This window comes from Thalassotalea euphylliae, from assembly GCF_003390395.1.
Classification (GTDB): domain Bacteria; phylum Pseudomonadota; class Gammaproteobacteria; order Enterobacterales; family Alteromonadaceae; genus Thalassotalea_F; species Thalassotalea_F euphylliae_C.
Map to the genome: position 1 here is coordinate 2,818,026 of NZ_QUOV01000001.1, position 20,094 is coordinate 2,838,119.

Below are 20,094 nucleotides of genomic sequence, written 5' to 3' on the forward strand. Positions count from 1 at the left end.
AATAAAATCAGGTGTTGACATAAAAACAGAATTGATGTCTTCTATTAGGGCTTTTATTCTACGAGAATAAAGTGATTTTTCATAACGAAACGCTTAGATAAGCAAAAATTAGTTAAACATAACTTAGAAAGTTTAAAAGAAACAAAGCAGCAAGCGATGACACAAGCACAACAATCATTACAAGCAATTTGGTGGTGGCATAATCCAACGTAGGTGGGTTGTGAGCTTTTGTGCATGATGTGAAAACTGTGTAACAAGAAAAGATTCCGAAAACCCGCCCACTGGCGGGTTTTCTCGTTTTAAGCTTTTCATTTTAAGCTTCTATTTTTTAAATAAGAAAGAATTTTAACCCTAAAATATTCGAAAGAAACTAAAACGCAAACAGCGTTAAAAGGAAAACAGCAATGTTAACAACCAAAGTAAAAAGTTGGTTTATTTGGTGGCTTCAGCCCATTTATGCCGGATGACAACTTAGAGTAAAATCACACATAGGATCAAATAAACCATGATTATTGTACTTAAGCCGCAAGCAACCGAAGCGGACGCAAACGAAATTCTCGATAAAATAGCCTCACTTGGGCTAAAACCACTATACATGCCAGGCATTGAGCGCACGGTATTAGGCGCCCTTGGCGATGAACGCATTCTTAACCAACTTCATTTAGACGCCTACCCTATGGTGGATGAAGTCAAACCTGTCCTTAGCCCATACAAGCTCGTTAGTCGTGAGCTGCAAGCGCATGACTCAATTGTATCGATTGACGGCGTAAAAATTGGTGGTGGCAATTTTACTGTGATTGCTGGCCCTTGCTCGGTGGAGTCAGAGCAGCAATTATTTAGCGTGGCAGAAATGATCAAAGGCCACGGCGTTCCCCTACTTCGCGGCGGCGCATTTAAACCGCGCACCAGCCCATACAGTTTCCAAGGGCTAGGTGAAGAAGGCTTAAAGCTGTTGAAAGCCGCTAAACAAGCTTATGGCCTGCCAACCGTTTCAGAAATTATCGACCCAATTGATGCCAAGTTGATGGCAGATTACATTGATTGCTTCCAAATCGGCGCCCGCAATATGCAAAACTTCCGCTTACTCGAAGCCGTTGGTGCTGAGCAAAAACCGGTACTATTGAAACGCGGTATGAGCGCGACCATCGAAGAATTGCTATTGGCAGCTGAGTACATTATTAACGCGGGTAATCCAAATGTGATTTTATGCGAGCGCGGTATTCGCACCTTTGAAACGGCCACTCGTAATACCCTTGATTTAAATGCCGTTGCCTTATTGAAAGAAAAAACCCATTTACCAGTTCTAGTAGACCCATCACATGGCACTGGCGTAAAATCCCTGATTAACCCTTTATCACGCGCTGCTGCTGCAGTTGGCGCTGACGGCATTATCGTTGAAGCCCATTTAAATCCGAAAGCAGCGCTTTCTGACGGGCATCAAGCATTAACCGCCGATGATTTTGCCAAGCTTATGGCCGATATTAAGCCTTTTGTGCAAGCCGCAGGCAAAAGCTTGTCAGCTTAAGATACGAATTACAGATTGAGAGACACGATGCAAACTACCCTCAATGCAACGCCCGGTGCGGTCAACACCTTATCAGGTGCCGCCGAATATCAACCGGATCCACTGGCGGTTTACCAGCAATTATGTGGTATTGATGCTGGCAACAAGCCACATACGGTACTGTTAGAATCTGCTGAAATTGATAAAAAGCATGCGCTAAAAAGCCTGTTAGTGACTGACGCAGCGGTTAAAGTTACCTGTCATGGTTTAACCGTTACTCTTGAGCCATTGTCGCTCAATGGTGAATCAGCTATTGAATTTGTCAGTAATGAACTGGCAGCCTATGCCAAAGTAAGCAAACAAGCAGCGCATACCTTAATTGAGTTTTCGCCTGTTGATGGCAACCTTGACGAGTTAACCCGTTTAAAAGCCCATAATGCTTTTGATGCACTGCGTGTGTTTAAGCAAATTAACAACACTACTCACCACGAATTAGCGGTGATGCTGGCAGGTTGTTTCGCGTTTGACTTAATGGCCGTGGCAGAAAAGCTACCAGAGGTTGATAACAGCCCCAATAGCTGCCCAGATTATGTATTCTATCTTGCTGAAACCATTGTCGTGATTGACCATGAAAAGCGCTCAACTGAGCTGATTGGCAATGTGTTTTCAGGGCCAGAGCAGCAAAAGTGCTACTTTGAAATTAGCCGCCGTTTATCAGAAATTAAGGCGCAGCTATCGAGCGTGATTGTTGCTAAGCCGCTGCAAGAAAAACCGAATGCACAAGTTGCTGAAGTAAACGTTGATATTTCAGATCAAGCCTTCTGCCACACGGTTGATGCCCTAAAAGAGCACGTGCGCGCTGGTGATATTTTCCAAGTGGTGCCATCACGCACCTTTACTTTGCCGTGCGAACAACCGATTGTTGCTTATAAGAAACTTAAAGCATCGAATCCAAGCCCATACATGTTCTTCTTGCAGGACAAAGACTTTGCCATGTTTGGCGCTTCACCTGAGTCGGCACTGAAATATCAAACCAGCAATAACCAAGTAGAGCTATACCCTATCGCTGGTACGCGCCCACGTGGTTTTAATGCAGATGGTAGCTTGTCGCTCGATTTAGACAGCCGCATTGAGTTAGAGCTGCGCCAAGATCAAAAAGAAATGGCCGAGCATATTATGCTGGTAGACTTAGCCCGTAACGACATTGCGCGTGTGGCAGCGCCTGGTTCGCGCTACGTCGCTGAGCTGTTAAAAGTTGATCGCTACTCGCATGTCATGCACCTAGTATCACGCGTTTGCGGCCAATTAAAGCCAGAATTAGACGCCCTGCACGCTTATCAAGCCTGTATGAATATGGGCACGCTATCTGGCGCACCAAAAGTAAAAGCAACCGAGCTTATTCGCAAATTTGAAGGCAAGCGCCGTGGCAGTTACGGTGGTGCGGTTGGCTACATCACTGGCGAAGGTGAAATGGATACCTGTATTGTCATCCGCTCTGCCTTTGTTGAAAACGGCTTAGCTCATGTACAAGCTGGCGCTGGTGTGGTGTACGATTCAGACCCACAAGCGGAAGCCAACGAAACACGCCAAAAAGCACAAGCGGTGATCAACGCCATTAAAGCGGCTGAAATTTTGGCTGAAGTAGAAGAAGTAGGAGCTTGATTTTGAGTAGTACAATGATAGGTACAATGACAGACAAAATGACAAATTCAAATAGCCCTGCTCGACATATCGTAATGCTCGATAACCTCGACTCATTCACCTACAACCTAGTGGATGAATTCTACCAATTAGGTTTTGAGCCAAAGGTATTTCGCAACACCCTATCTGCTGATTTTGTTATGTCGCAGCTCGAAGCCCTTTCTGGTGATGTAATGTTAGTTTTATCGCCAGGGCCAGGAGCACCGCATCAAGCTGGCTGCTTAATGGAGCTGATCAGTAAGGCAGCAGGCAAATACCCAATTCTTGGCATTTGTTTAGGGCACCAAGCGTTAATTGAGCACTATGGCGGTACGGTTGGCCGCGCACCAAATATTGTGCACGGTAAATCATCACCGGTTCATCACAATGGTGAAGGAGCGTTTTCGGGGATTAATAACCCATTACCTGTCGCTCGTTACCATTCATTGGTGGCAACTTCGATGCCGGACAACTTAACGGTGACCGCAACGACAGAAGAGCCGAATCAAAGCTTGGTGATGGCGATTGAACACAGCGATGATGCCGTCGTCGGTTTTCAATTTCACCCAGAGTCTGTGCTAACCACCTATGGTAGCAACTTATTGGCACAAGCCATTGAGCGCGTATTTACCCTGTTTTCGTCATCTGAAAACGCTACCTCAATAGCTAATAGCAATAAATAAGCAAGGAATAAGCAAATTATGTCAACTGTTCTTAATACGTTAATCGACCAAGAAGCCCTTAGCCAAGCACAGGCGCAGGATTTTTTCGAGCAAATGATTCAAGGTGAAGTGGCACCAGAGCTGCTTGCTTCCGTGCTAACTGCATTAAAAATCAAAGGTGAAACACCTGCTGAAATTGCCGGAGCGGCACTGGCAGTAAGAAATAACGCTACCGCCTTTCCTGCGTTAGATTTTGAAGTGACTGACTGTGTTGGTACGGGTGGTGATGGCGCGAATACCATTAACATTTCGACCACAGCAGCTATTCTAGCGGCAGCATGCGGTATTAAAATGGCAAAACACGGTAACCGCAGTGTGTCGTCAATGTCTGGCTCGGCAGATTTACTTGAAGCGCTTGGCGTGAACTTAACCATGTCGCCAGAAACCGCAGCGCAGTGCTTACGTGAAGCAAACTTGTGTTTCCTATATGCGCCAGCTTATCATCCGGGCTTTAAACATGCCGCGCCAGTGCGTAAAGCCATGGGGGTACGTACCCTATTCAATATTTTAGGGCCGCTGGTAAACCCTGCTGCGCCAAGCACTATGCTACTCGGCGTTTATACGCCTGATTTGTTACCTGTGATGGCGGATGCGCTAGCCCTTACCGGCGTTAAGCGTGGCTGGGTAGTGCACGGCAGTGGTTTAGACGAAATCGCGTTGCATGGTGCAACCCAAATTATTGAAATCACGCATGATGGTGAAAAGAGTGAGCAAGTCGCGAAAACCATCACCCCTGAAGATTTCGGCCTGCAAGAATATACTTTGGAAGACATTAAAGGCGGCACACCGCAAGAAAATGCTGAGGCAATTCAAGCCATATTGGCAGGTAAAGGCCAGCCAGCGCACAATGCCGCAGTGATCATCAATGCTGCCGCTGTGCTCTATCTGCACGGCAAAGCTGAAACCTTAGCAGGTGCCGCTTCATTAGCGGAAGATATGTTACTTTCTGGCCAAGCAGCGAAGACCTTAGCCGCGCTGGTGGACATTTCTAATAAAGAGCCGAACCAAGCCTCAAGAAACGACGGAGTACAGGACTAATGGGTTCTTCACCTACAAAAAACGTATTAGCAAAAATCGTTGAAGACAAAAAAATAGTGGTAGAAGCGTTGAAAAAATCGCTACCACTGGAAAGCTTTATCAATGATTTAGTGCCAACGGAAAAAAGCCTGTACGATCGCTTAAGCGAGCCACAAGCGGGCTTTATTCTCGAATGTAAAAAAGCCTCACCGTCAAAAGGCTTAATTCGTCCTGATTTTGATGTTGAAGCGATTGCGACCATTTACGATAACTACGCAGCCGGTATTTCGGTATTAACCGACGAAAAATACTTCCAAGGTACCTTTGAGTACCTGCAGCAAGTAACCGCAACAGTCAAAGCACCAGTGCTGAATAAAGACTTCTTTATCGACACTTACCAAGTTTACTTGGCACGTCACTATGGCGCCGATGCGATTTTATTAATGCTGAGCGTGTTAGACGATAATGAGTATCGCGAGCTGGCTGAGGTTGCACAAAAGTACAACTTAGCGATCCTCACTGAAGTCTCAAACCAAGATGAATTAGACCGCGCATTGGCGCTAGATTCCAAGCTAATTGGCATAAATAACCGTAACTTACGGGATCTTTCAACGGATATCGAACGTACATTTGAATTCGCTCCACAAATTCCAGACGGTAAGTTAGTGATCTCTGAATCCGGTATCTACACCAACGAGGAAGTTCGCTATTTAGCACCAGCGGTAGATGGCTTTTTAGTTGGCAGTTCGATTATGGCGCAAGACGATGTCGATAAAGCCTGTCGTCAGTTAATTTTCGGCCAACACAAAGTCTGTGGCTTGACTGACGCAGCAACAGCAAAGGCGGTCAAACAAGCTGGCGGTTTATACGGCGGGTTAATTTTCGCAGAAAAATCGCCGCGCTATGTCACGCAAGCGCAAGCAGAGCAAATTGTAAAAGCCGAATCTGGCTTAGATTATGTTGGTGTATTTGTTGATGCTGAAGCTCAGCAGGTGGCTGAGTTTGCCAACACATTAGGGCTTAGCGCTGTGCAACTGCATGGCAATGAGTCAGCTGACTACATTGAATCATTATCACCACTTTTGCCAGCAGGCTGCCAAGTATGGAAAGCCAAAGCGGTTACTGAGCAAGTGCCACCGCTTGATTTAGACGTTAACGGTTGGGTATTAGATGGCAAATCGCCCGGCTCAGGTCAGCCATTTCCATGGCAATCGTTAGCTGACACCGAACAAGCTTTATCAACTTGTTTATTGGCCGGTGGTATTGGCGTTGACAACATTTGCGACGCCGTCAAGGTAACGAACGAACAGCAATTAAAAGGGTTAGATATCAACTCAGGTGTTGAAACCAGCCCAGGTAAAAAATCACCAGCAAAAATTAATCAGGTTTTTGCTGAAATTAGGAATTACTAACATGACAGACACAGTTTCTACGAACATAGAGTCTACAGATACCGCGGCAAAGCGCCTGTCACCCTACTTTGGTGACTTCGGCGGCATGTATGTCAGCGAACTTTTAGTCCCTGCCCTTGAGCAACTTGAGCAGGCATTTATCGACTCACAAAAAGACGAAGATTTTCTAAACGAGTTTAACTCTCTGCTACAAGAGTACGCAGGTCGTCCAACGCCATTAACCCTATGTCGTAACTTGGTGAAAAACCCATTAGCGAAAGTCTACTTAAAACGTGAAGACCTATTACACGGCGGTGCTCATAAAACGAACCAAGTGCTAGGCCAAGCTCTACTGGCAAAACGCATGGGCAAAACTGAGATTATCGCCGAAACAGGCGCTGGTCAACACGGCGTGGCTTCCGCAATTGCTTGTTCACTGCTAGGCTTAAAATGTCGCGTTTACATGGGCGCGAAAGACTGTGAACGCCAACAGCCTAACGTATTCCGTATGCGTTTAATGGGCGCGGAAGTCATTCCAGTAACCGCAGGCAGCGGCACGCTTAAAGATGCGTGTAACGAAGCGCTGCGCGACTGGTCAGCAAGTTATGAAGACGCTCACTACCTATTAGGCACTGCGGCTGGCCCTCACCCATTCCCAACCATTGTGCGTGAATTCCAGAAAATGATTGGTGAAGAAGCAAAAGCGCAATTGTTGGCACAAGAAGGTCGTCTACCTGATTATGTCATTGCTTGTGTTGGTGGTGGCTCGAACGCCATTGGTATGTTTAACGACTTTATTAAAGAAGAAGGCGTTAAGCTTATTGGTGTTGAAGCTGGCGGCAAAGGTGTTGAAACCCAGCACCATGGTGCTACTTTGACTGCCGGTACTAAAGGTATGCTGCACGGCAACTACACCTACATTATGCAAAATCAAGACGGCCAAATTGAAGAGTCTTACTCGGTTTCTGCCGGTCTTGACTACCCAGGTGTTGGCCCGCAACACGCCTTCTTAAAAGATACTGGCCGCGCTGAGTACGTTGCCATTAACGACGATGAAGCACTAGAAGCCTTCCAAGCGCTAGCCCGTAACGAAGGCATCATTCCAGCGCTTGAATCTTCTCATGCCCTTGGTCAAGCCTTAAAAATGGCCGAGCAAGTGACCGAAGAAACGATTTTCCTAGTGAACCTTTCAGGCCGAGGCGATAAAGACTTAGCGCACGTTCACACGATTTTATCGCCAGAAACCGCTGAAGGAGGAGTAGCGTAATGACTACAGGTATTAAAGCCGCCAGTATCGCAGGAAAAGATCGCTACCAGCAGATGTTTGATCGTTTAGCTGAACAAAATGAAGGGGCATTTGTGCCGTTCGTGACGCTTGGCGACCCAGGTAAAGCCCAATCAATTAAAGTGATCAAAGCGCTCATCGACGCTGGTGCGGATGCGCTAGAGCTAGGTATTCCGTTTTCAGACCCAAGTGCTGACGGTGTGGTCATTCAAATGGCAGGTATTCGCGCCCTTGCAGCGGGTATCACCACTGACGATTGCATTGATATTTTAAAAGAAATTCGCGCCTACGCACCGCAAGTGCCAATTGGCTTATTGCTTTACGGTAACTTAGTGTTCTCGCGCGGCATTTCACGTTTTTACGAAGAAATGAGTGATGCTGGCGTTGATTCTATTTTGATTGCCGATGTGCCAATTCGAGAAAGCGCGCCATTTAGAAAAGCCGCTCGCGACAACGGTATTGCGCCAATCTTTATTGCGCCGCCAAACGCAACGCAAGCAACGTTAAAAGAAGTGGCTGCATTTAGCCAAGGCTACACTTATGTACTAGGCCGCGCAGGCGTAACAGGCGCAGAAACCAAAGCGACGATGCCAGCGGATGACCTGATCAACAGCTTAACCGAGTTTAACGCGCCACCACCAGTACTAGGATTTGGTATTTCAGCACCTGAGCAAGTGGCTGCGGCCATTAAGTCAGGCGCAAAAGGTGCGATTAGTGGCTCTGCAACGGTGAAAATCATCGAGCAAAACCTCAATGATGAAGACAAAATGTTAGCTGAGCTAACTAGCTTTGTCTCTGCAATGAAGGCAGCGACTAAATAACCTCAGCTCTGGATAACTAATGTGCTTCTAGCGGTTATTTTTCCTGCTATCAGCGTTAAATTTACTTGCAATAGGCCAGCTATTGACGCGCAAATTCGCCTTGATATCAGAAAAAATTTCTCGCTAGAAGGTAGTTGTAATTTTAAGTTTATGAATTTATTGCTTATTCACTATTTCTTATCCAAACCTGAGGTTAAATAGGTTTAGATCCACTTGTACTGAACGCAAAAGAGGGCTTAGTTGCCCTCTTTTTTATTCAACTTATTTTGCGACAACTTTTACGATAACTTTTTACGACAATACTGTCATAAAAAGTAACTAGCTTTATCCTATTGGCAGTTACCGCTTTCCAGCAGTTTTTCCGCCAGCGTTAAGAAAATTCTTGCCTGCCTCGCTTTTTCCGGGTTACCGGCATTTAAATCACGTGAACGTTGATTCATTTCTACGCGTAAGTCACGACAGGATTCTGCACTATTCGGCGCTTCCCTAAATGCTAATTGGTCTTGAGCTTGGGCTAAGTCTTGATCGGAGATAGCGTCGCTATTATCAGCTACTTGTTCGGGAAATTGTGCCGTGTCGGCTTTTGATGTGATACCAGGCTGAACAAAAATAAGTTTGGCGTTCGGATTGTTCGGCATATCTGAATAATGCACGTTGCCGTCTTTATCCACCCAGCGATAAACTTCAGCAGATTGAAATGCTGCAACGCTTGCTGAAAGTGTCAAAAACATTAACACTAATAAACGGTTAGCCAAAACTTGCTCCTTGTTGTTCGCCATTTTGGTCAGTATAGCCCGAACATTGCTGTAAGCCAACTGTTCGAGCTTTGAGCAAATAATCACTGAAAAAATACGTAAATCACCAAACCCTAGGTTTGTGGTTTTTGATCGGCAAATGTCATTGTGTAGCCTGTTGCAGAGCTTTCATCATTGGTCAGAATCAGGTACTGCTCAGCGGAGTCTTCATCAAGCGTTAACGATTGAGTCGCTAATATCACATCACTACTATTCACTTGTGCAACCACATAGACCTGATAGGTATTGTTCAATAACAGCATGCTTTCATTAGACGCATAGGCGATTGTGTCTTTGTACTCGGCAGTTTCTATAAGCTCGTCACTTCGCACAAAATAGACATTTACAGAGCCAAAATCCTCATCATCAATCAAATTCACAATATTCACATTGTGCTGGTAAATGCCTTGGTAACTACTGTTACTGACAACGAGCGAATTAATGGTTACGTCGATTTCATCGACAATGCCATCGCCATTTTCGTCAACATCGCCGTCACCGTCTTCGTCGACAAATTCTTCAGAGGCATAGAAGAAAACCGTTCTATCAGCATTTTCAGTTAAAGTCACCAAATGGTTTTTAAGCAATTGCTCGCTTGAATCAGGTAAAGTCAGCGCAAAGCTGTAATCACCATAGGCGGTTGCAATCGCATCACTAAACTGACCAATAGCCAAACTCTCAATTATCGCCTCTTGATCAGCGGTATCCATAAACAAATCAAATTCGCCTTCATAACTCGCCAACTGCTCTGTTAATTGGATCGCGTTGTAGGCGCGAAAACGGGCAGTTGAGCCAAGTTGTTGATACTCAGTAGCACTGCTACTAGAGATCACATCGATAACAAAAGGCGTGCTATCAACACCTAAATTTTCACGTACCGCTAACACATACTGAGAAGTGTATTGAAATGGCACCTCTTCCGACTGGAATAACACTTCATCACCACCATTTTCGGTGATATAGAAAGTGTAATCGTCTTGAACTAGTTTGTGATTGATCGTCAGCTCTGTATAGGCACTGCTATCAAGCAGCTCAGCTTCATTGAAGGTTTCACTACTTTTCGACACGTATACATCCAGATTGTCAAAATTTGCATGTAGGTTTAGCACGCGTAAATTGAATAAGTCGTCAGTGCTATCGTCTTCATCATCAACGATCGGAATGTTGTAGCTTAGAATACTTGGAGCAGTTATATCCCCTGCTAACACCAAGAAATTAATCATATCGCTTTCAATCGCGATTTCTTGCTCATAAATAATGGTCAAATCATCATGGTCATTACTATCTTCACTTTGCCAACCTAAATCGACAAAAAAGCTATCTGTGGGCAATTCGTTTCGACTACTGACATTGGTAAAATCTACCGCTGTGTATGTACGTTCTATTTCATCATCGTTAACTTCTTCAGGATCTTCATCAACCGTCATGTAGATAGCTGGCGCGTTTGCTGATGCATTGTAAAGCTGGATGTAGCCTATGTCTGAGCTATCATCAGAGCTTGAACCACAAGCACTAAGCAAGAATAAACTGGAGAGAATTGATAAGCCTGAACGGGCTTTAACAAGTTGAGGCGCAGGCAAAAAATTGGAAAGCATATGTCATCCTTTTGTCGTTATTAATACGCAGTTAGCACAAGCGAATATTCGCTGTTAAATGCACTTAATAGAGTGAGAGGATTTAGCTTAGTTCCAGAGGTTTGCCCTACTTTACATAGCTTTACGCTTCTTTACGTCACTGGTAAATTACACTTATAAAAACTCTCTATAGGAAACTCGAATGCCGCATTTTGTGATTGAATGCTCGAAAAACATTACTGAACTTGTTGAGGAAACTGAGTTAAATCTGGCTGTTCATCAAGTTGCCGCCGCTAGTGAGCTATTTACCCTAGGTGACATTAAGGTGAGAACCAACAGCTACAGTACATATTTAGTTGGCGGCACCGAAACAGGGAGCTTTATTCATGTTTTCGCCAACATCATGCAAGGTCGAACGGTCGAGCAGAAAGCGGCGCTGTCAAAAGCGGTGGTAGAGCGCCTCACTGAACTGTTGCCCAGTGTTTCTAACATTGCCATGAATGTTAATGATTTTGAGAAGGCGAGCTATTGCAATAAAGCTATGCTTTAATTGTTTTGCGACACGACGAAAAAAATTACTAGAAAAACACAATGAGAAAACAACAAGGATCAAAAGGATGACACATCAAACTAGCACTTCAATAAAAAAATTAATCAGCATTAGCCTGTTAGCGCTATTTGTCTCGGCCTGTGCACCTGAAGTCGGCAGCGAAAAGTGGTGCAAACAAATGAGCGAAAAACCTAAAGGCGATTGGACCGCAACTGAAGCAAAAGACTACGCCAAGCATTGTGTGTTTAATTAACCTTTTCTGATAACAAATGGAAAAACACTAGCTTTAGTTGCTTAGTTGCTTAGTTGCTTAGTTGCTAAAGTTAGTGTTGGCAAAGCCTACTAATCAATCTATTCCAACCGCCACTTTCATTGAGTTTTTAGCCTTTTTATTGCGCTAAAACAAAGAAAAAATCCTCGCCCACTCATTTGCCGTATTTGCGTTAGTAAATTCTGCGACATATTGTCGCACTTGCCACTTTTCCTTTGCTAACAGCAGTTTAGCCAAAGACAATAAGATCAAATTCTAAACCTACTATAGTCAAGTTGAGCTAACCTCGTTATGTCATGCTGCAATAGAAATTCTTATGATCTTTACAACAAACCTGTCAACCCAATTACCAAATCAATCATGCTTGCTGGTTTGATGCTAGCCAGCACTTCAGCCGTAGCTTATGCCGACGATAATATTGAAAAAATTGACGCACTGGAAGTGATCACCATTAGCCATCAACGTCATGGCTTAGAGGAGCATTCAGCGATTGCAAAAGGCAGTACCAGCGTGCCTGATTTAGCGAACTGGCTAGCTTCCGTGCCCGGTGCCAATATCAACCGCAATGGGCCAGTCACGGGGGTTGCCCAGTATCGTGGCTTATTTGGTGATCGTGTCGCTACGACGATTGACGGTCATCCGATCATAGGCGCAGGCCCAAATGCCATGGATACGCCGCTGAGCTATTCAACACCTTTGATTGTTGACGCACTAACCGTTTACCGCGGCGTCGCACCTGTTTCTGCGGCAATTGATACGCTTGGCGGGGCAGTGCAAGTGAAAATGCGTAAAGCGGATATCAGCCAACAACAGCAATTAGAGATGTCGGGCGATTTGCAACTGGGATATCGCAGTAACAATAAAGCAGAAACTGGCGCCGGTGTTATTAATCTTAGCCAAGGCAATTGGGGCGCTATGCTCTTTGCCAATGTGCAACAAGCTGATGATATGGAAACAGGTAGTGGCAAAGACATTAGCCCGACTGAGTTTCAAAAGCGTCAGTTTGGTGGCGATTTTCGTTTTAATAATGGCAATGAAAATATCGGCCTCACCTATCACTACTTAGATACGCAAAATTCAGGCACGCCCGCCCTACCAATGGATATTGAATATATTTTTAGTCACCGTGTTAGCTTAGATGGCGGCTTTAGCTTGGCTAATTGGCAAATAAACTGGCAGTTGGGTTATTTAGATGCCGATCACAAGATGACTAATTTCTTGCTCAGACAAAACAACAACCCTATGCGTCATCGCCGTAATCACGCTGAATCTGAAACGATTGACGTTAAGTTTAGCGCCGAGCAACCCTTTAGTTTTGGCGACCTCACCTTAGGTATTGATGGCTATTTTGCCGAGCATGATTCATTTATTTCTAACCCCAACAATGCCATGTTCTTTGTTAATAACTTTAATCAAGTGGAAGATAATCGCTATGGCATATTCGCCGAGTTAGTGACAAAGCTTGCCAACAGTGAGATTAGCTACGGCTTGCGCTTAAAACGAGCAGAGGCTGATGCGGGTAATGTCTCAACATCGATGGCAGCTATGCCAATGCCAGCCATGCTATTAAATCGCTTCAACAATGCAGATCGCAGTGTCAGCGAAACCGATCTTGATCTCGCCATTAACAGTGAAACGCGACTGACTAATAATCTGTCGCTGTCAGCTGGTATTGGCGTAAAAACGCGTGCCCCGTCATATCAAGAGCGCTATTTGTGGCTGCCGATGGAGGCTACCGCTGGCCTGGCGGACGGTCGCACTTATATTGGCAATATCAATCTCGATTCAGAGCAAGCCTATCAACTGGATTTAGGTCTAAACTACCTTGATCAACAACTCTCTATTAGCCCTCATATCTTTTATCAACGCATTGATGACTATATTCAAGGCACGCCTCTGCCAATGACAGAAATGGCCGCGCTTATGGTGGCACAGATGATGGCAGGCGATTCAAATCCACTGCAGTTTACCAATGTGGATGCCAAGTTGTATGGGGCAGATATCAATTGGCAATACAAGTTTAATGAACATTGGCAAGTATCAGGCATTGCCAGCTATGTGCGAGGCGAGCGCCGTGATATTGATGACGAACTTTATCGCATTGCGCCGCTCAATGGCCAAATCACAGTCAGTTACCAAGGCACTGACTTTAACACGAACCTAACATTGGTCGCGGTTGCCAGCCAAAATAAGGTATCTAACACTAACCTAGAGCAAACCAGCTCAGGCTATGGCTTGGTCAACCTAGACGCTCAGTATTTCGTTAACACGTCACTGACCCTTAAAGCAGGAATTGATAATGTATTGGATAAAGATTATCGCAGTCATTTAAGTGGTTATAACCGAGTGCAAGGGAGTGATATTCCGGTCGGCCAACGGGTACCCGGAGAAGGTGTGAGCGCTTGGCTAGAAGCGAGTTACTCGTTCTAAACTTACTTTAACTACCTTATTAATTAGCTCAGCCTGAACGAACTCAATTGATTCAGCTGAGCTAATTACTTTTAATTTTTCAATATGGCTATCAAGCCAGTGACTTATCCACTCCCAAACCTCTTCCTACAGCACCCTGTAAACAAAAACCCTTGCCAAATCACTCAACTGATTTAAGCTAAGTTTTCTTGTCTAAAAAATAACAACCAAAACAATAGGCTTAGCGCATGGCAAACAATACGACAGACATTTCTCTGGCTGAAAATGAACAAGCCATTGATCCACGTAAACTCAGTGGTTTAGAGCTGCTTACCGCTTTAATTAACCAGCAAGTGCCACCACCTAGCATTGCCAATACGATGGGCGTTTATTTAGTTGAAGTGCGCGAGGGCTATGTAAAATTTGAAGCGACTGCCTCAGCACAGCATTTAAATCCGATGGGCGGCGTGCATGGCGGCTTTGCCTGCACGGCGCTTGATTCAGCAACGGGCTGCGCAATTCATACCATGCTCAAGCCGGGGGAAGGCTACGGCACTATCGACATTAACGTAAAGATGATGCGCCCTATCCCAGTGGGTAAAACTCTTTATGCGGAAAGTCAGGTGATCAATATGTCAAAATCACTGGGCGTGTCAGAAGGCAAGTTAGTGGATGATGAGGGTAAGCTCTATGCATATGCTTCTTGCACTTGCAAAATCATCAGATAGTTCACTTGTTGCTAGCATCTAACTAAATAACTGCATAGCTACGTAATTAAATTGTTACGTAATTAAATTGCTACGTGATTAAATTGCAACATAAGCAAAACTACATTTCCTAACGAGTATCATGAGTATTCAAGTTCACAGCCATATCGCTAATCATATTGCGACCATTGCTTTTACCAGCCCTGAGCACCACTTTATGACTCTTGAGCTGCTAGAGGCTATTCAAACAGCTTTAGCTAAAGTAGCGCGCGACCCGCAAGTACGCGTGATCATCTTGACGAACTCAACGCCCGGCTATTTTATTACTCATTACTCGCTAGATGAAATCAATCAGCACATGCAGCAAGTGAGAAAAATCAAAGCACTAACCGGCCCCTTGTTCCCTCTATCCGTTCGTCTAGTCATGGCAATGTCAAAAGCCATCGTACGCCTTGATCGCTTTTCCTCTTTGCGAAATGTTATTAACCGCGCTGCAAAACATAACTTTATTGAAACGACACTGACTTATGCACGAGTGAATCGCTTTTTACAGCAAGTAAGAAATAGTCAAAAACCAGTGATCGCGTCGATTGGTGGCAATGCGCAAGGCTTTGGTATGGAGCTAGCGATGGCTTGCGATTTTCGCGTGATGGCAAAAGGTGATTACTACCTTGGCCAGATTGAATCACTCATCGGCTTAATGCCGGGCTCGGGTGGTATGCATAGTCTTGCAAGACTAATAGGTGAAGCCAAAGCAATCGAACTATGCATGTTAGGTAGCCGTTTAACCGCTGATGAGGCAGAGCAGTTAGGGCTTATCTATCAAGCCGTTGATGAAACTGAATTAGTCGAGGCCAGTGGGCAACTTGCCGCGAAACTCGCAAATAAATCGCCGTTATCGATTAGCTATATCAAGCGAGGTATTCACAAAGGACATGACCAAAGCTTTAGCCAAGCGCTAGCACAAGATGAAGTCGCTTTTGTTGATACCGCCAGCACTGACCAAGCGGCAAAGGCTTATCAACACCAGCGCGCTAGCTTGGCTCAAGGGAAAACAATAAATACAGCGTTTGACCATCAAGAAATTAGCGATATTAACGAGAAGTAACTAACCTATGGTGTCTTTGCCCGTTCAAACTCCATCTGCCGAGCGGTACGTGCTGCAAGCGTAACACCTTCATTACCACATTCTTTGTTTTGCAGCGCAAGTTCAATTAGTCGAAAACTCATATCAATGCCAGCAGAAATACCTGCTGAGGTAAGGATATTACCTTGCTCGACCCAGCGAACACTTTCTTGCACGGTAAGGCTGGGAAATAAGGCGCTCAACTCGCCAATATCTTGCCAATGGGTCGTTACTTGATGGTTAGTAACCACATGAGCTTGTGCCAGTAAAAAAGCACCTGTGCAGACCGAAGCGGTGAACTTTACTAGCTTGTGTTGGTGTGAAATCCAATCAATCACATTCTGCTTTTGCATCTCGTCGTTATGAACACCGCCGACAACAATAAGAATATCTAGCTTAGGATGATTATCAATACTGTATTGACTCATCACTTGATAACCCGCACGAGCCGTCACCAAGCCGCCCTGTTCACTAATCAAGAACGTATTAAATACTGGCTTATCGCTAATGCGCTCGGCAGTGGTAAAGACTTCAAACGGGCCAGTAAAGTCCAGTACCTCTGCGTTATCATAAATATAAATACCAATGTTCAATTACACCTCCTAGGCAAACCGTGTGCTACTTAGTTACGTAAACCACTACACTAGTTGAGAATAGCGAGTTGCGTGTTACACTAGCGCTTCAAATTTTTCCATCAATTCGACAATCCACTATACAGGTTTCATGAGTAATTTTACTAGTCTGCTGACCCCGTCACTTACCGAAAATTCAAGTAGCAAAATTGATAAAAAAGAATGGGTTAACCTACCAGGCTCCAGTGCCAGTGTGGCGCTTTACTATGCTTCAAAAAATTCACAAAAAGGCAGCCAGCAACCGTTTTTAATCATTACTCATGACACCCCAAGTGCGATTCGACTTGAGCATGAATTATTGAGTTTAGACAGCCAAAACGAACTCAGTATTTGCTTGTTTCCCGACTGGGAAACCTTGCCTTACGACAGCTTTTCGCCGCATCAGGACATTATTTCGCAGCGTTTAGCAACATTGTACGATTTATCGCGTATGGAGCACGGCATTGTCATCGTGCCTGTGACCACGTTAGTGCAACGTCTAGCACCGAAAGCTTACCTTGATGCCAATGTGCTACTGGTGAAAAAAGGCGATCGTAAAGATTTACCTGAACTAAAACGAGATCTTGAAGCGAGCGGTTATCGCCATGTTGACCAAGTGATGGAGCACGGTGAATTTTCTGCTCGTGGCGCGATTTTAGATTTGTTCCCGATGGGCAGTAACCAACCATTTCGCTTGGACTTTTTTGATGATGAAATAGAAGAAATTCGTCTGTTTGATCCAGATACTCAGCGCTCTAGCGACAAGGTTGAAGAGATTAACTTACTGCCAGCTCATGAATTTCCAACCGATCAAGACGGCATTAACTTATTTAGAAGTCAATATCGCGAAAACTTCAAAAGCACGATAGATAAAGAGTCGGTTTACCACCAAGTCAGTAATGGCATTATGCCAGCGGGCATCGAGTATTATTTGCCACTGTTTTTCGAGCAAACCAATACGCTATTTGATTACCTGCCACAAAATACCCTGCCGTTTGTGATGGGTGATATTGAACAAGCACTTGGCCAATACTGGCATGATATTGAATACCGTTACGACGACCGACGTTATGATCCAACGCGCCCACTGCTGCCCCCCGCACAGCTGTTTTTATCGGTAGAAGAATTATTTAGCGCGCTAAAGCCCTTTGACCGCATTACAGTTTCTGAGCCAAGACCCCCGCGTAAAAAGCCATCACAGCATTTATTTAACTGTGAAGCGCTGCCAGAGTTGGCGATTGATCATCAACAAAAAACACCATTTGCCGCCTTAGATACCTTTATTGCAGCGCATAAAAAAGCGCGTATTTTATTTGTGGCTGAATCACAAGGCCGCCGTGAAAGTGTGCTTGAACTGTTAAAGCGCCACAATATCAAACCTGCAAGTGTTGAATCGCTTGACGAGTTTATCGAGAGCGACACTGCAACCGCTATTACCGTTAACACCCTTACCAATGGCTTTTTCTTCACCTTAGATGAGGACGGCAATAAGCAGGCGATTGCGGTAATTACCGAAACGGAATTACTCGGCGATCGCGTTAAACAAACCCGTCGCCGCGCCAAAGCGCAAGACAATCAAGCGGATGCCATCTTTAAGAACTTGGCAGAGCTTAGCCCGGGCCAGCCTGTAGTACATATCGACCACGGTATTGGTCGCTACCTTGGCCTGCAAACGATTGATACCGGCGGTTTAACTACCGAATTTTTAACCTTAAGTTATGCCAACGATGCCAAGCTCTACGTGCCTGTTGCATCATTACACTTAATCAGCCGCTATTCTGGTAACGATCCAGAACAAGCACCGCTGCATAAGCTAGGTAACGATACGTGGAGCAAGGCCAAGCGCAAAGCAGCCGAAAAAGTTAAAGATGTCGCGGCAGAGTTGCTAGACGTTTACGCCAAACGCGCCAGTAAGCAAGGTTACCAATTTAAGCGCAATAAAGAAGATTACTTGGCCTTCGCCGCTAGTTTTGGCTTTGAAGAAACGATCGACCAAGAGCAAGCGATTCACGCTGTGGTCGGTGATATGCTAGATCACAAACCGATGGATCGCTTGGTATGTGGTGATGTTGGCTTTGGTAAAACTGAAGTGGCGATGCGCGCCGCCTTTGTTGCCGTTAACGATGGTAAGCAAGTGGCGATGTTAGTACCAACTACCCTATTAGCCCAACAGCACTATGAAAACTTCCGTGATCGCTTTGCCAACTGGCCAGTCACCATTGAAGTATTGTCGCGCTTTAAAACCGCGAAAGAGCAAAACGCCGTGATTGAAAAGGTAGAAAGTGGCCAAATTGATATTTTAATTGGCACCCATAAGCTACTGCAAAACAGCATTAAATATAAAGACTTAGGCTTGCTGATTGTTGACGAAGAGCACAGATTCGGCGTTAAACAAAAAGAGCAAATTAAGCGCCTGCGCAGTGATATTGATATTCTGACCCTGACCGCAACGCCAATTCCACGCACCTTGAATATGGCAATGGGCGGTATGCGCGACTTATCCATTATCGCTACCCCACCAGCAAAACGTTTGGCGGTGAAAACCTTTGTTCGCCAGCGCGAAGACGCGTTAATTCGCGAGTCAATTTTACGTGAGATTCTGCGTGGTGGTCAGGTGTATTTCCTACACAATAATGTTGAAACTATTGAGAAAACCGCCCGTGATATTGAAGCACTGGTGCCAGAAGCCAAAGTGGTTACCGCTCATGGTCAAATGCGTGAGCGCGATCTAGAGCGCATTATGAGCGATTTCTATCACCAGCGCTTTAACGTGCTGGTATGTACCACGATTATCGAAACGGGTATCGATGTGCCAAGTGCGAACACCATCATGATGGACAGAGCCGATAACCTTGGCCTTGCCCAGCTGCATCAGCTGCGTGGCCGTGTTGGTCGCTCGCACCATCAAGCCTACGCTTACTTGCTAACGCCACATGAAAAGCGCATGACCAAAGACGCGAAAAAGCGCCTTGATGCGATTGCCTCACTGGAAGACTTAGGCGCTGGTTTTACCCTAGCCACCCACGATTTAGAAATTCGCGGCGCAGGTGAACTGCTAGGTGAAGATCAAAGTGGGCAAATGAGCCAAGTGGGTTTTAGCCTTTATATGGAAATGCTTGATGAAGCGGTTGCCGCCCTTAAGGCCGGTAAAGAGCCATCGCTGGAAAATATTACCGCAAAACAAACCGAAGTTGATTTGCGTATTCCTGCGCTGCTACCAGAAGATTATATTTTTGATGTTAGCCTGCGCCTGAGCTTGTACAAGCGTATCGCTAGTTGTAAAGACAAAACTGAATTAGACGAAATTCAAGTAGAGCTTATCGACCGCTTTGGCCTATTGCCGCAAGCCACCAAAAACCTTGTTCATATTGCCAAGTTAAAGCAAAAAGCACAGGGCTTAGGGATTTCTCGCATTGAAGTTGGTGCTAGCTCTGGTTCATTTGAGTTTAGTGATAACACCCAAGTCGACCCAATGAAAATTATCGGGCTAATTCAGCAGCAACCCAAGGTGTTTAAAATGGAAGGGGCAAACAAGCTGAAAATTGTTAAAGCTACCGAAGATGCTGCTCAACGCTTTGGCCTAGTAAACAATGTGTTAGCAGAGCTTACCAAGCACTAGTAAGCTCTGTTAT

The 20,094-nt window shown here is 45.1% G+C and carries 16 protein-coding genes; 13 read left to right on the forward strand and 3 right to left on the reverse strand.

Translation table 11 applies throughout. From position 1 onward, the window contains the following. Positions 1 to 505: 505 nt before the first annotated feature. Genes aroF through trpA form a run of 7 tightly spaced genes read left to right on the forward strand, consistent with a single transcriptional unit; the run spans position 506 to position 8,420 of the window. Positions 506 to 1,525, forward strand: coding sequence for a 3-deoxy-7-phosphoheptulonate synthase (gene aroF / locus DXX92_RS12485; RefSeq protein WP_116000735.1), 1,020 nt, complete (start codon positions 506 to 508; stop codon positions 1,523 to 1,525). A 27-nt stretch (positions 1,526 to 1,552) separates the two neighbouring features. Continuing rightward, complete coding sequence (locus DXX92_RS12490; RefSeq protein ID WP_116000736.1) at positions 1,553 to 3,166, forward strand: anthranilate synthase component 1; 1,614 nt, start codon at positions 1,553 to 1,555, stop codon at positions 3,164 to 3,166. A gap of 26 nt (positions 3,167 to 3,192) precedes the next feature. Then, positions 3,193 to 3,867, forward strand: a complete 675-nt coding sequence (locus tag DXX92_RS12495) for an aminodeoxychorismate/anthranilate synthase component II (RefSeq protein ID WP_116000737.1) — start codon at positions 3,193 to 3,195, stop codon at positions 3,865 to 3,867. An 18-nt stretch (positions 3,868 to 3,885) separates the two neighbouring features. Further along, the gene (gene trpD / locus DXX92_RS12500) at positions 3,886 to 4,944 is read left to right on the forward strand and encodes an anthranilate phosphoribosyltransferase (RefSeq protein ID WP_116000738.1); all 1,059 of its coding nucleotides are present in this window, start codon (positions 3,886 to 3,888) and stop codon (positions 4,942 to 4,944) included. Continuing rightward, complete coding sequence (gene trpCF, locus DXX92_RS12505) at positions 4,944 to 6,335, forward strand: bifunctional indole-3-glycerol-phosphate synthase TrpC/phosphoribosylanthranilate isomerase TrpF (protein WP_116000739.1); 1,392 nt, start codon at positions 4,944 to 4,946, stop codon at positions 6,333 to 6,335. Before trpD ends, trpCF begins: the two co-directional genes overlap by 1 nt. Before the next feature lies 1 nt (position 6,336). Continuing rightward, positions 6,337 to 7,581 carry a tryptophan synthase subunit beta gene (gene trpB, locus DXX92_RS12510; protein WP_116000740.1) on the forward strand — a complete coding sequence of 415 codons (1,245 nt, stop codon included), beginning with the start codon at positions 6,337 to 6,339 and terminating at the stop codon, positions 7,579 to 7,581. Then, a complete protein-coding gene (trpA, locus tag DXX92_RS12515; RefSeq protein ID WP_116000741.1) occupies positions 7,581 to 8,420 on the forward strand; it encodes a tryptophan synthase subunit alpha in 840 nt (279 codons plus the stop codon). Before trpB ends, trpA begins: the two co-directional genes overlap by 1 nt. A 329-nt stretch (positions 8,421 to 8,749) precedes the next feature. Here trpA and DXX92_RS12520 read toward each other — a convergent pair whose 3' ends face one another. Both DXX92_RS12520 and DXX92_RS12525 read right to left on the reverse strand, forming a co-directional pair. Next, on the reverse strand, positions 8,750 to 9,175 hold the full coding sequence (locus DXX92_RS12520) for a DUF4124 domain-containing protein (RefSeq protein WP_181901751.1): 426 nt from the start codon (positions 9,173 to 9,175) through the stop codon (positions 8,750 to 8,752). A 113-nt stretch (positions 9,176 to 9,288) separates the two neighbouring features. After that, the gene (locus DXX92_RS12525) at positions 9,289 to 10,809 is read right to left on the reverse strand and encodes a hypothetical protein (protein WP_116000743.1); all 1,521 of its coding nucleotides are present in this window, start codon (positions 10,807 to 10,809) and stop codon (positions 9,289 to 9,291) included. Between the two features lie 181 nt (positions 10,810 to 10,990). Here DXX92_RS12525 and DXX92_RS12530 point away from each other — a divergent pair, with 181 nt between their 5' ends. The 5 genes from DXX92_RS12530 (at position 10,991) to DXX92_RS12550 (ending at position 15,833) form a co-directional block, all read left to right on the forward strand. Then, the gene (locus DXX92_RS12530; protein ID WP_116000744.1) at positions 10,991 to 11,338 is read left to right on the forward strand and encodes a 5-carboxymethyl-2-hydroxymuconate Delta-isomerase; all 348 of its coding nucleotides are present in this window, start codon (positions 10,991 to 10,993) and stop codon (positions 11,336 to 11,338) included. Positions 11,339 to 11,405: 67 nt separating this feature from the next. Then, positions 11,406 to 11,591: a DUF3012 domain-containing protein gene (locus DXX92_RS12535; protein WP_116000745.1), complete on the forward strand. Its 186-nt coding sequence runs from the start codon at positions 11,406 to 11,408 to the stop codon at positions 11,589 to 11,591. A gap of 393 nt (positions 11,592 to 11,984) precedes the next feature. Continuing rightward, positions 11,985 to 14,039, forward strand: coding sequence for a TonB-dependent receptor (locus DXX92_RS12540; protein WP_181901752.1), 2,055 nt, complete (start codon positions 11,985 to 11,987; stop codon positions 14,037 to 14,039). Positions 14,040 to 14,314: 275 nt separating this feature from the next. Next, a complete protein-coding gene (locus DXX92_RS12545; protein WP_220347697.1) occupies positions 14,315 to 14,746 on the forward strand; it encodes a PaaI family thioesterase in 432 nt (143 codons plus the stop codon). A 121-nt stretch (positions 14,747 to 14,867) separates the two neighbouring features. Then, positions 14,868 to 15,833, forward strand: coding sequence for an enoyl-CoA hydratase/isomerase family protein (locus tag DXX92_RS12550; RefSeq protein WP_116000748.1), 966 nt, complete (start codon positions 14,868 to 14,870; stop codon positions 15,831 to 15,833). A gap of 5 nt (positions 15,834 to 15,838) precedes the next feature. Here DXX92_RS12550 and DXX92_RS12555 read toward each other — a convergent pair whose 3' ends face one another. Beyond that, positions 15,839 to 16,444, reverse strand: a complete 606-nt coding sequence (locus DXX92_RS12555) for a DJ-1/PfpI family protein (RefSeq protein ID WP_116000749.1) — start codon at positions 16,442 to 16,444, stop codon at positions 15,839 to 15,841. A gap of 130 nt (positions 16,445 to 16,574) precedes the next feature. Between DXX92_RS12555 and mfd the strand changes: the two genes are divergently transcribed. Then, positions 16,575 to 20,081, forward strand: coding sequence for a transcription-repair coupling factor (gene mfd, locus DXX92_RS12560; RefSeq protein WP_116000750.1), 3,507 nt, complete (start codon positions 16,575 to 16,577; stop codon positions 20,079 to 20,081). Positions 20,082 to 20,094 lie beyond the last annotated feature (13 nt).